Source organism: Pseudomonas sp. NPDC007930 (assembly GCF_042958985.1).
Taxonomy (GTDB): Bacteria; Pseudomonadota; Gammaproteobacteria; order Pseudomonadales; family Pseudomonadaceae; genus Aquipseudomonas.
The window spans coordinates 119,943-132,105 of the sequence record NZ_JBIBKC010000009.1 but is presented as its reverse complement, the minus strand read 5'-3'; the positions used below and the strand labels follow the sequence as shown (position 1 = coordinate 132,105).

The window sequence follows — 12,163 nt, the reverse complement described above, 5'->3', positions numbered from 1 at the left end:
ACGCGCCTCAGGCCGCCGGCCAGGCGATCGGCTGCGCCGGCGCGCGCCCGCCACGGCACTTGAGCACCCGCCATTGCGCCGGCTGGGCGTCTATCGCCAGGCGCAACGCGGCCGGCGAGGGGTTCAGCGCGGCCTGTTGATCGCGCAGGGCGAAGGCCAGGGTGTGGCCGGTTTCCGCCGCCACCTGCAGGCGCCGCAGCGCGCGGTCGTCGGCCTGGCCGGGCCAGCACAGCACCGCCCCGCAACTGCCCGAGCGCAGGCACTGCTCGGTGGCCCACAGCGCTTCCTTGGCGCTGGCGCGCACCCAGCTCAGGTGTTCGAGCACCACCCCTGCGGCCTGCCAAGCCTGGGGGTACGGCACCCACGGCGGCGCCACCAGCACCACCCGCTCGCCCTCGGCGGTCAACCGCGCCAGGCTCGGCCACAGCAGTTGCAGCTCGCCACAACCCGGGGCGGCCAGCAGCAGCTCGGTGAGGGCCGCCGGCGGCCAGCCGCCAGCGGGCAAGCAGGCGTCGAGCGCGGCATGCCCGGTCGGCTGCGCTGCCTCGGCCGAGGGGGCCTGCACCGCGCGCCCGCGCCAGACGCGGCGCTGGTCGAGCAGGCCGTTGAGGTTGACCCGCGCCAGGCTCATGGGCGGGCTCCGTAGAACATAGGCATAGGGATACTGGGCAATAGGGGCTTGGGCGGTATTCTGACCGAATAACTGTATGGATGACCAGTTATTTTGCCAGTCTCTGCCCAATGGTGGCGGCTGCGCGCGCTGTTCGGTACCCGGGTGCCCAACGAAAAACCCCGGCCAATGGGCCGGGGTTCAGGGTGCTACACAGCGGCGCGGCTCAAGCCTGGGCGTCCCAGGCGCGGTCGCCGTGCTCGTCCTTGATGCGGGTGGGCAGGCCCATCACATCCAGCGCCTTGAGGAACGGCTCAGCCGGCAGTTCTTCGACGTTGGCCATGCGTTGCACGTCCCACACGCCACGGGCCACCAACAGGGCCGCGGCCACCGGCGGTACACCGGCGGTGTAGGAAATACCCTGGCTGTCGGTCTCGGCGTAGGCTTCTTCGTGGTCGGCCACGTTGTAGATGAACACCTCGCGCGGCTGGCCAGCCTTGGTGCCCTTGACCAGGTCGCCGATGCAGGTTTTGCCGGTGTAGCCCGGGGCCAGCGAAGCGGGGTCGGGCAGCACGGCCTTGACCACCTTGAGCGGCACCACTTCAAGGCCTTCGGCGGTCTTGACCGGTTTTTCGCTGAGCAGGCCAAGGTTCTTCAGCACGGTGAAGACGTTGATGTAGTGCTCACCGAAACTCATCCAGAAGCGCACGTTGGGCACGTCGAGGTTCTTCGACAGCGAGTGCACTTCGTCGTGGCCGGTGAGGTACAGGTTCTGCGCGCCCACCACCGGCAGGTCGTCGGTGCGCTTGACCTCGAACATGCGGTTGCTCGCCCACTGGTTGTTCTGCCAGCTCCACACTTGCCCGGTAAATTCGCGGAAGTTGATTTCCGGGTCGAAGTTGGTGGCGAAATATTTGCCGTGTGACCCGGCATTGACGTCGAGAATGTCGATCGACTCAATGCGGTCGAAATACTGTTGTTGCGCCAGCGCTGCATACGCGTTGACCACACCCGGGTCAAAGCCTACGCCCAGGATCGCGGTGACGTTCTTCTGTTGGCATTCCTCGAGGTGTTTCCACTCGTAGTTGCCGTACCAGGGCGGCGTTTCGCACACTTTGCCCGGTTCTTCGTGAATGGCGGTGTCCAGGTAGGCCACGCCGGTATCGATGCAGGCACGCAGCACCGACATGTTCAAAAACGCCGAGCCGACGTTGATCACGATCTGCGATTCGGTTTCGCGGATCAGGGCTTTGGTCGCCTCTACATCCAGTGCATTGAGCGCGAAGGCCTGGATGCTGGCGGGCTGCTTGAGGCTGCCCTTGGCCTTGACGCTGTCGATGATGGCCTGGCATTTGGAGATGTTGCGCGACGCGATGGCAATACGACCGAGTTCGTCGTTATGCTGCGCGCACTTGTGGGCCACCACCTTGGCGACACCTCCTGCACCAATGATAAGAACGTTCTTCTTCAATTTCTCTTGCTCTCCTTAATACGCCAGCTTACGACAGGCTGGACAGGTAATCGGCAAAACCGAACTCACGCTTGACCTCGACGCTACCGTCGAGTTGTTTCACTACGATGGCCGGCATCTTCAAGCCGTTGAACCAGTTCTTCTTGACCATGGTGTAACCGGCCGCGTCGACGAACGACAAACGGTCGCCGATCGCCAGTGGGCGGTCGAATTGGTATTCGCCGAAAATATCCCCGGCCAGGCACGACTTGCCGCACACCATGTAGGTGTGTTCACCGTCGTTGGGCGCCATCTTGGCATTGAGGCGGTAGATCAGCAGGTCGAGCATGTGCGCTTCGATCGAGCTGTCGACCACGGCCAGGTGCTTGCCGTTGAACAGGGTGTCGAGCACGGTCACTTCCAGCGAAGCGCTCTGGGTGATGGCCGCCTCGCCCGGCTCCAGGTACACCTGCACGCCGTAGGTCTCGGAGAACGCCTTGAGCCGCGCGCAGAACGCCTCGAGCGCATAGCCTTCGCCGGTGAAGTGAATACCGCCGCCCAGGCTGACCCATTGCACCTGGTGCAGCAGGTGGCCGAAGCGCTGCTCGATGTGCCCGAGCATCTTGTCGAACAGGGCGAAGTCGCCGTTCTCGCAGTTGTTATGGAACATGAAGCCGCTGATCTGCTCGATCACCGCTTCGATCTTGGCAGGGTCCCACTCGCCCAGGCGGCTGAACGGGCGCGCCGGGTCGGCCAGCAGGTAGTCCGAGCTGCTCACCTGCGGGTTGACCCGCAGGCCGCGGGTCTTGCCCTCGCTGGCCTCGGCGTAGCGCTGCAACTGGCCGATGGAGTTGAAGATGATCTTGTCGCAGTTCTCGAGCATCTCGGGGATTTCGTCATCGGCCCAGGCCACGCTGTAGGCGTGGGTTTCGCCGGCGAACTTCTGCCGGCCGAGCTTGAGCTCGTACAACGACGACGACGTGGTGCCGTCCATGTACTGTTCCATCAGGTCGAACACCGACCAGGTGGCAAAGCACTTGAGCGCCAGCAGCGCCTTGGCCCCGGAGTGTTCGCGCACGTAGGCGATCTTCTCCAGGTTGCCCAACAGCTTTTGTTTGTCGATGAGGTAGTACGGGGTTTTGATCATGGCGTGGCCTCCGGCCGGGCAGCCAAAAAAAGATGCGCATTGTGCCTTCACTTGGCCTCGATCGAAAGGGCAAGGGCGGGATTCTCTGATCAGGGGCGGGCTTTTTGATACCCTGCGCGCTCCCCCAGCCTAGCCACGCGTGCCATGCCGAAAAAGCCCCGTTCCCCCACCGCCGCCCACCACCCGGCCGGCGCCCCGACGTTGATCGATGTGGCCAAGGTCGCCGGAGTGTCGCCGATCACCGTGTCGCGCGCGTTACACCGCCCAGAGGTAGTCAGCGACAAGGCCCGCGAGAAGGTGCTGGCGGCGGTGGCGCAGACCGGCTACGTGCCTAACGCCCAGGCCGGCAGCCTGGCCAGCAATCGCAGCCGGCTGGTGGCGATCTTCCTGCCGACCATCGCCAACTCGATCTTCGCCGACACCGTGCAGGCGCTGATGGACCGCCTCACCGTGGCCGGTTACCAAACCTTGCTGGGCCTGACCGGCTACTCCGCCGAGCGCGAGGAAAAACTCCTCGAGGCGGTGCTCGGCCGGCGCCCCGACGGCATCGTGCTGACCGGCACCCTGCACACCGAAGCCAGCCGCCTGCGCCTGGCCCGGGCCGGGGTGCCGGTGGTCGAGGCCTGGGACCTCGCCGAGGCGCCGCTAGACATGCTCGTGGGGTTCTCCCACGAGGCGGTCGGCCAGGCGATTGCCGAGCACCTGCTGGCCAAGGGTTACCAACGCTTTGGCATCATCAGCGTGGCCGACCCGCGCGGCCTGCGCCGCTGCCAGGCGGTACAGGCGGCGTTGCGCGCCGGCGGCGGCGGTGAGGCGCCGCTGGAGGCGATCACCCCGCCGGCCACCCTTGAGGTCGGCCGTGAAGGCTTGCGCCGCCTGCTGGCCCGCGCGCAACCGCCGCGGGTGGTGGTGTGCAGCTCCGACACCATCGCCCAAGGCGTGCTCGCCGAAGCCGCCAGCCGCGGCTTGCGGGTGCCCCAGGACCTCGCCGTGATGGGCTTTGGCGACCTCTCCAGCGCCGCCCAGGTGCACCCGCCGCTGTCGACGGTACGGGTCGATGGCGGGCGTATCGGCGAGGAGGTAGCCAAGGCCTTGCTGGCCCGCTTCGACGGCCGCGACGCCGGCCTGCCGCCGGTGCGGATCGACACCGGCTTCAGCCTGATCGACCGCGCCAGTACCTGAGGGCCCATCGCCCGGCACAGCCGGCCTCCCACCAGATTTTTGTAAGTGCTTGATTTACGAGGCAACACAGAACCCGTGGGAGGCCGGCTGTGCCGGGCGATAGGCCCTGAAGCTCATGCACAAAATCAACAGAGCTCACAGATTGATCCCTTCCATAAAGCCGTGAAATGGCTTAAGTGAACAGCATCACGGCTCAGCCGGGCAACGGCCCCTACACCCCGAACGTCATCGCCATTGCCTTTTGCGCCATCGCCCCCTCGCCGCGCTGGCAGCCACCGCAGGCCACCCCTAGAATGCGCCGCATAACAACATCCGGTGAGCGCACAGATTGGTCGAACGCAGGCAATTCAGTGGTGGCATGAAGGGCAAGAACCTGCGCTACCTGAGCGAGCAGCAAAAAGCCGAGCCGCGCCACGCGCGCGCCGGGTTCATCCTGCTCACGCACTTCTCGCTGCCGGCCTTCACCCAGGCGCTCGACACCCTGGTCACCGCCAACCTGCTCGAAGCCGAGGCGTTTTCCACCACCACCTTCAGCCTCGGCGGCGAAGAAGTCGCCAGCGACCTGGGGCTGGTGATCCGCCCCGACGCCGACCTCGCCAGCCTCGACCTCAGCGCCTTCGACCTGCTGGTGGTGTGCGGCGGCCTGCGCACGCCGCTGCGGCCGCTGGCCGAGCTCAACCGCCTGCTGCAAGACGCCGCGCGCCACGGGCTGGCCCTGGCCGGGCTGTGGAACGGCGCGTGGTTTCTCGGCCAGGCCGGGCTGCTCGGCGGCTACCGCTGCGCGATCCACCCCGAGCACCGCGCCGCCCTCGCCGAAACCGCCAAGGCCAGCCAGGTGACCAGCGAAAGCTACGTGATCGACCGCGACCGGCTCACCGCCGCCAGCCCCAGCGGGGCGTTCTACCTCACCCTGGAATGGATCGGCACCTTGCGCGGCCGCGCGCTGGTGGAGGGCATCGAAGACATCCTCGCCTTCGAAGCCTCGCGCTACCGGCGGGTGAACCCCACGCTGAACGTGAAGATGACCGCGCCGCTGCGCGAGGTGGTCAACCTGATGGACGCCAACCTCGAAGAGCCGCTGGAGCTGGACCAACTCGCCGACTACGTGGGCCGCTCGCGGCGCCAGGTCGAGCGGCTGTTCAAGGAGCAACTGGGCACCACCCCGCAGCGCTATTACCTGGAGCTGCGCATCACCGAGGGCCGGCGCCTGCTGCAGCACTCGGAGCTGACCATCCTCGACGTGGCGATCGCCTGCGGGTTCGTCTCGGCCAGCCACTTCAGCAAACGCTACACCGCCTACTTCGGCTACCCGCCGTCGAAGGAAGCCCGCCTGGGGCTGTGATCAGCCCTCGGTTTTCGGCGCGGCCGGCAGGTACACGCCATGGCCGAAGCGCAAGGTCACGCCCACGCACAGGCCCAGCGCGAGGAACGCCAGCAGCGCGCCGACCACCCCCACCCCGGCCACGCCCATCTGGCTGATGACCACGCTGCCCAGCAGCGCCCCGCCACCGATCCCGATGTTGTAGATGCCCGACATCAGCGACATCGCCACGTCGGTGGCATCGCTCGCCAACGACAGCACCCGTGCCTGCATCACCAGGCCGAAGACCATGATCGAGGCGCCCCAGAACACGTACAACGTGCCCAGCGCCCAGGCCTCCCCAGCCAGCGGCAGCATCAGCGCCAGGCACAGCGCCAGGCTGCTGATGGCGGCGATCATCAGCCCGCGCGGGTAGCGGTCGCTGCAGCGGCTGAAGATCAACGAGCCGAACAGCCCGGCGCCGCCGAACACCAGCAGCAGCAAGGTGGTCATCTGCTCGCTCAAATGGGCCACGTTGGCCACGAACGGCTCGATGTAGCTGTAGGCGGTAAACTGCCCGGTGACCACCAGCGCCACCAGCACGTAGCTGACCACCAACGGAGGGCGGCGCAGCAGCTTGGGCAGGCTTTGCAGCGAGCCGGAGTTCTGGCTCGGCAGCAGCGGCAGCGAGCGGTACAGCCAGAACACCACCGCGCCGGCGAGCACGCCGATGCACAGGAAGGTCACCCGCCAGCCCAGCCACTGGCCGACGATGCGCCCCAGTGGAATGCCCAGCACCATCGCCAGCGACGTGCCGGTGGCCAGCAGCCCCAGCGCCTGCACCGAGCGCCCCGGCGGCGCCACGCGCACCGCCAGCGACGCGGTGATCGACCAGAACACCGCGTGGCTCAAGGCGATCAACAGGCGGCTGAGCAGCAGCACGGGGAAGTTCCAGGCCACGCTGGAGAGCCCATGGCCGGCCACGAACAGCGCGAACACCCCCAGCAGCAGGCGGCGCCGCTCGACGTTGCGGGTCAGCAGCATCAGCGGCAATGAGGTGAGCGTGACGATCCAGGCATACACGGTGATCATCAGCCCGGTTTGCGCCACGCTCATGTCGAAGCTGCCGGCGATGCCGCTGAGCAGGCCCACCGGCACGAATTCGGTGGTGTTGAAAATGAACGCGGCCAGGGCCAGGGCGATCACGCACAGCCAGCTGCCGGCAGGCGCTTGCGCGGGGGTAGTGCTCATCGGTCGTAGATCCTTACAAGGCAGAGTCTGCGCCGGCCACCCACCCAAGCACGGCAACGCCGCGCCGGGCCTTGGCGGGCTGGGCGCAACGTGAACAGGGCGGATTATTATCGGTATGCAAGCAGGGGGTACGGCATGTGCGGGCATTCTACGCCCGCGCACGGCCGCGTCACAATGGCGCCACCCCGGCCCTGGCGACGGGCGGTTTTTACGCTATGCTGCGCGCCCATGAACCTGCCCGACCTTAACCTGCTGGTAGCCCTGCACATTCTCCTTGAAGAAGGCTCGGTGGCGGCCGCCGCGCGGCGCATGCACCTCTCGGCGCCCGCCATGAGCCGTACCCTGGGGCGCATCCGCCAGGTATTCGATGACCCGATCCTGGTGCGCAGCGGCCGTGGCCTGGTGCCCACCCCACGCGCCCTGGCCCTGCGCGAACAGGCCCGCGGGCTGGTCGAGCAGGCCCACGGGCTGTTCACCGAGGGCCGCGAACTGCAACTGGCCACCCTGCGCCGGGGCTTTACCCTGCGCGCCAACGACGTGTTCATCGGCGCTTGGGGCGGCGCCTTGCTGCAGCAGTTCAACGCCCAAGCGCCGCAGGCGGTGCTACGTTTTTTGCCCGAGAGCGACCTGGACCACGCGCCGCTGGGCGATGGCAGCCTGGACCTGGCGATTGGCTCGCCGCGCAGCTTCGGCCCAGACATAAAAGTGCAGCACCTGGTGGACTGCGGCTTCAGCGGCGTGGCCCGGGCCGGCCACCCGTTGTTCGAGCACCCGATCAGCGCCGCCCGGCTGGCCGCCTTCGACCACGTCGCGGTGTCGCGCCGGGGCCTGGCCGAGGGCCCGCTGGATGCCGCCCTGGCCGCCGAGGGCCTGGCGCGCCAGGTGCGCTACGTGGTGCCGACCTTCCATGCCGCGCTGTTCGCGGTGGCCGGCTCCGACCTGGTACTGCCCAACATGCCGCTGGCCTTGCTCGCCACCCTCGCCCCGCTGGGGTTGGCGCTGCGGCCGTTCAACCTGCCGTTCGCGCTGCCGTCGGTGCCGCTGCAGCAGGCCTGGCACCCGCGCCTGCATCACGACCCGGCGCACCGCTGGTTGCGCCAGTTGGTTCGGCAGGTAGCGCAGGCCCCAAGCCTCCCCCCAACGCCCTGAACAGATCGACCCGCGCCAGCGCGCTGGCGGCCTGGCTCGCCACCTGCTCGCCCTGGCGTTGCAGGCGTGCCTGCTGCAGGGTTTGCACATCGAGCAGGTCGGCCTCGCCTTCGCGGTAGCGTGCCTGGGCCAGCGCCAGGGCGCGCTCGCTGGCCGCCACCGCCGCGGCCAGGCGCTGGTCGCGCTGCTGCTGGGCGGCGCAGGCCAGCAGCGCGTCGTCCACCTCGTGCCAGGCCTGCAGCACGGTTTGCCGGTACTGCCAGCCGGCCTCACGCGCCGCCGCCTCGCTCAGGGCCAGTTCACCCCGGCGGCGGCCGCCGTCGAACAACGGCAATTGCAACGCCGGGCCGGCGCTGAACTGCCGCGCCGCCCAACTGCCCAGGTGCTGCAGTTGCAGCGCTTGCAGGCCGGCTTGGCCGCCCAGGGTGATGCGCGGGTAGAAGTCTGCCGTGGCCATGCCGACGCGCGCAGTGGCGCTGTGCAGGCGGGCCTCGGCCTGGAGGATGTCTGGCCGGCGCCGCGCCAGTTCGCTGGGCAGCCCGGCCGGCAGCGCCTGGGCCGCCCGCGGCAGCTCGGCGGCGCCGGCCAAGCGCGCCTGCAACGCCGCCGGTGGCTGCCCCAGGGCCAGCGCCAGGGCGTTGGCCCATTGCCCCTGCTGCAGCTCGAGCAGCGGCAGCTGGGCCTGCAAGCCTTGCAGCAAGGCCTCGGCCTCGGCCACTTCCAGTTCGCTGGCGACGCCCTGGGCATGCCGCGCCCGCGCCAGCGCCTGGGTGCGCTCGGCCAACCCCAGGTTGCCCTGCAACACCCGTAGCGCCTGCTGGCTGGCACGCAGGCGGATGTAATCCCGGGCCACTTCGGCCTGCAGGCTCAGGGCCACGGCGCGGGTGTCCTGCACGCTGGCCTCGACGGCCGCCGCGGCGGCTTCGCGCTGGCGCCGCAGGCGGCCCCACAGGTCAAGCTCCCAGCTCACCTCGAGCCCCGCGTTCCACACGCTGTAGGCGCGCTCGCCTTCATAGCCGGAAATATCCTGCAGCCCGCGCTGCGAGCCGCGGGCGCGGCTGTAGCCGGCGGCCACGCCCCACTGTGGCCAGCCCTGGGCGCTGGCGAGGGTGCTGGCGGCGCGGCTTTGGCGTAAGCGCTCGGTGGCCATGCGCAGGTTCAGGTTACCCGCCAGCGCTTCGGCCATCAGTTGGCTGAGCAGGGCGTCGGCGAACAGCCCCGGCCAGGCCTCGGGCACTCGGCCGGCGGCCGCGGTGGCCGGCCATTGCTCGGGCAAGGCCGCGGCCGGAGGGGTGAAGTCCGGGCCTAGGGTGCACCCGGCCAAAGCGGCCAGGCAGCCAGTGATCACGACCAGGCGCTTCATCGGCTGCCCACCGTTGCGGTGACCGCGCGGGTATCGAGGGTGGCCTGCACGCTCATGCCCACCTTCAGCCGCCCGGCCAGTGGCTGGCCGGGGTCGAGCAGCACTTTCACCGGCAGGCGCTGCACCACCTTGGTGAAGTTGCCGGTGGCGTTGTCGGGCGCCACCGCGGCGAAGGTCACGCCGGTGGCCGGGGCCAGGCTGTGCACATGCCCGTTCAACGTGGTGCCTGGAAAGCTATCGACCTCGATGCGCACCGGTTGGCCGGGCTGCACGGCGGTGAGCTGGTTTTCCTGGAAGTTGGCTACCACATAGGCCTGGCCCAGCGGCACCACCGCCAGCAGCGGTTCACCGGGTTTAACGTACGCGCCCACGCGCAACGCGCGGCGGCCAACGGTGCCGGCGATGGGCGCGCGCAGTTCGGTGTAGGAGAGGTTCAAGCGCGCCTGCTCGAGGTTGGCCTGGGCCTGTTCCAGCCCGGCTTGGGCAGCCCGTTGCTCGGCCTGCAACAGCGCGGTTTGCTGTTCGCTGGCGCGCAGCGCGGCGCGGTGTTCGGCTTCCCGCGCCTGGGCCAGAGGCAATGCCGCGCGGGCTTGCTGCAGGCGCTGCAGGGTGCCGGCGCCGTCTGCGGCGAGATGTTGGTAACGGGCCAGGTCCTGCTCGGCCAGGGCCACCTGGGCTTGGTCAGCCTGGGCAGCGGCGCGGGCCTGGGCCACCAGGCTGGCCTGGCGCAGCAGCGCCGCCTCGGCGGTGGCTTGGCGGGCCTCGGCGGCGCCGAGCTGGGCCTGGGCACTGGCGGCCTGGGCGCGCCAATCGCGCGGGTCGAGGGTGGCCAGCAACTGCCCGGCTTGCACCGGCTGGTTGTCGGCCACCTGTACGCTCTCCACGGTGCCCGCCAGGCGGGCGGCGACCCAGGTGAAGTCGGCCTGTACATAGGCGTCGTCGGTGGTTTGCTCGGGCCCGGCCGGGCCCACCAGGTGCCACAGGCCAACGCCGAGCACAGCGGCCACCAGCAGCGCGGGTATTGCATAACGGTAAGGCGGTTTTAACAACATGGTTTCAGCTCACGTCAGGCCGCCGCGCGCGGGGGGTACACCCGCGTGGGCAGCAATGGGATCAAAACGATCAGCAGCAGGGCCAGCAGCCCCACCGCGCGGTAAAGGTCGGCGTAACTGAGCACCAGCGCCTGCTGGTGCAGCCGCGCCGCCAGGTTCGGCGCCTCGGCCAGCAGCGGCTGGTTACCCAGGCGGTCGACCAGGGCGGTGGAATGCACGTGCAGCCGATGCACGGCGAAGGTGTCCAGGGCGCTGCCCGCGGCCACCGCGGCAAAGCCCTTCACGGTGTTGAACCAGGCCGAGGCGAACGGCCCGTCGGCCGCTTGCAGGCCGTTGGTGGCCAACAGCAGCAGCGGCACCACGGCCATCGGTTGGGCGAAGATCAGCAACCATTGCACCGGGTAGAAGTCCTCGCGGTGCCAGGCAGCGGTGACCTGCGCGCCCTGCCAGCAGGCCAACGCCAGCAGGCCCAGGCCCAGCGCCAACACCCAGCGGCAATCGACCCAGCGGTTATTCATCAACGCCACCACCAGCGGCAGCGCCAGCCATTGCGGCAGTGCCACCCAGAGCAGCACCGGCGCCGTTTGCAGTGGCCGGTAGTGCTGCACCTGGCCCAGAAACCCGGCCGGAATCACGATCACCGCCAGCAGCACGAACAGCACCCCGCCGAGGGTCAGCAGGGCATGGCTGAGGTTGCGCAAGCGCAGCATCTGCAGCTTGAACAACGGCAGCGGGTGAAACCATTCATTGAGCAGGAACAGCCCCAGCAACAGGCTGCCGCCGCCGGCCAGGGCGCGGATCACCTCGCTGTGCCACCAGTGCAAACGCTCGCCCTGCTCCAGCGCCAATACCCACATCGCCAGGGCCGGCAGGCCGAGCAGCACACCGCGCCAGTCGAGCTGGCGCAGCCGCTCCAGGCGCGGCGGGTCTTGCGGCAGGCCCCAGGCAACCAACGCCATGGCCACCAGCGCAAACGGGATCGCCTGCCAGAACGCCCAGGGCCAGTGCCCGTACTCCACGCCCCAGGCCGCCAACGGCAGGCCGAAGCTGGGGCCGAACGTGGCGGTCAAGGCATACGCGCCCAGCCCGTAGAGCTTGATGCCCGGCGGCAAAAAGCGCAGGGCGACCGACATCAGCATCGGCGGCAGCGCGCCGCCGGCAAAGCCTTGCAGTACCCGCAACAGCAGCAGCGTGGGCAGGTTCGGCGCCCATGGGCACAGCGCGCCGAGGGCGATGAACGCCGCCAGCATGCACAGGGTGAAACGGCGAATGGTGAAGGTCGCCGCCAGCCACGGCGCGAAGGCCATGGCGCACACTGAAGCGGCGGCGTAACTGGCCAGCAGCCAGGTGCCATCGTCGTGGCTCAGGCCCAGCCCGCCGAGGATGTCGGGCAAGGCGAAGCGGGTGGCGTTTTCATTGAAACCGGCGACCAGCACGGCAAGCAGCACGCCGCACAGGCCGGTGAGGATACGCCCTGGCAAGCCGTTCATAGGAACGGCCTGCGGGCAGGGGGATACAGTTGCCTGGCCACGGGGCCGACTCCTTGGGCGATGAGCGATGCTCGCAGCCTAGGGGCCGGCGCCGGCCAGGACTATTGCCGATTGCGCAGCTTGCCCGTGCGTGGCGCGCACGGGTGGGGGTTAGCTTTCGCGCCGGGCT

Annotated in this window: 9 protein-coding genes and 1 pseudogene; 3 read left to right on the top strand and 7 right to left on the bottom strand. The window is 68.8% G+C overall.

Going from position 1 to position 12,163, the window contains the following annotated elements; genetic code table 11:
- Nucleotides 1–7 precede the first annotated feature (7 nt).
- The 3 genes from imuA to ACFZCE_RS18835 all read right to left on the bottom strand — a co-directional run bounded on the left by imuA (nt 8) and on the right by ACFZCE_RS18835 (nt 3,207).
- Nucleotides 8–631: a translesion DNA synthesis-associated protein ImuA gene (gene imuA, locus ACFZCE_RS18845; RefSeq protein WP_390941754.1), complete on the bottom strand. Its 624-nt coding sequence runs from the start codon at nt 629–631 to the stop codon at nt 8–10.
- Nucleotides 632–836: 205 nt separating this feature from the next.
- Nucleotides 837–2,081: a saccharopine dehydrogenase NADP-binding domain-containing protein gene (locus tag ACFZCE_RS18840; protein WP_390941752.1), complete on the bottom strand. Its 1,245-nt coding sequence runs from the start codon at nt 2,079–2,081 to the stop codon at nt 837–839.
- A gap of 28 nt (nt 2,082–2,109) precedes the next feature.
- The gene (locus tag ACFZCE_RS18835) at nt 2,110–3,207 is read right to left on the bottom strand and encodes a carboxynorspermidine decarboxylase (protein ID WP_390941750.1); all 1,098 of its coding nucleotides are present in this window, start codon (nt 3,205–3,207) and stop codon (nt 2,110–2,112) included.
- 144 nt (nt 3,208–3,351) lie between these two features.
- Between ACFZCE_RS18835 and ACFZCE_RS18830 the strand changes: the two genes are divergently transcribed.
- Together ACFZCE_RS18830 and ACFZCE_RS18825 are read left to right on the top strand one after the other, a co-directional pair.
- Complete coding sequence (locus ACFZCE_RS18830) at nt 3,352–4,389, top strand: substrate-binding domain-containing protein (RefSeq protein ID WP_390941748.1); 1,038 nt, start codon at nt 3,352–3,354, stop codon at nt 4,387–4,389.
- A gap of 358 nt (nt 4,390–4,747) precedes the next feature.
- Nucleotides 4,748–5,731 (top strand): helix-turn-helix domain-containing protein, encoded by a 984-nt coding sequence (locus tag ACFZCE_RS18825; RefSeq protein ID WP_390941746.1) that lies wholly within the window; start codon nt 4,748–4,750, stop codon nt 5,729–5,731.
- On the opposite strand, the gene ACFZCE_RS18820 is transcribed toward ACFZCE_RS18825, so the two are convergent.
- A complete protein-coding gene (locus ACFZCE_RS18820) occupies nt 5,732–6,940 on the bottom strand; it encodes a sugar transporter (protein ID WP_390941744.1) in 1,209 nt (402 codons plus the stop codon). It abuts the gene before it with no gap.
- A 228-nt stretch (nt 6,941–7,168) separates the two neighbouring features.
- On the opposite strand from ACFZCE_RS18820, the gene ACFZCE_RS18815 reads away from it, so the two are divergent.
- Nucleotides 7,169–8,089, top strand: a complete 921-nt coding sequence (locus ACFZCE_RS18815; protein ID WP_390941743.1) for a LysR substrate-binding domain-containing protein — start codon at nt 7,169–7,171, stop codon at nt 8,087–8,089.
- A 40-nt stretch (nt 8,090–8,129) separates the two neighbouring features.
- Here the strand turns inward: ACFZCE_RS18815 and ACFZCE_RS18810 are convergent.
- The 3 genes and pseudogenes from ACFZCE_RS18810 to ACFZCE_RS18800 all read right to left on the bottom strand — a co-directional run.
- Nucleotides 8,130–9,452, bottom strand: a pseudogene (locus tag ACFZCE_RS18810) (efflux transporter outer membrane subunit); the annotation flags it as partial.
- Entirely contained in the window at nt 9,449–10,504 is a 1,056-nt protein-coding gene (locus tag ACFZCE_RS18805) for an efflux RND transporter periplasmic adaptor subunit (protein WP_390941741.1), read from the bottom strand. The gene ACFZCE_RS18805 and the pseudogene ACFZCE_RS18810, both read right to left, overlap by 4 nt.
- 14 nt (nt 10,505–10,518) lie before the next feature.
- Nucleotides 10,519–11,994, bottom strand: coding sequence for an MFS transporter (locus tag ACFZCE_RS18800; RefSeq protein ID WP_390941739.1), 1,476 nt, complete (start codon nt 11,992–11,994; stop codon nt 10,519–10,521).
- Nucleotides 11,995–12,163: the final 169 nt, after the last annotated feature.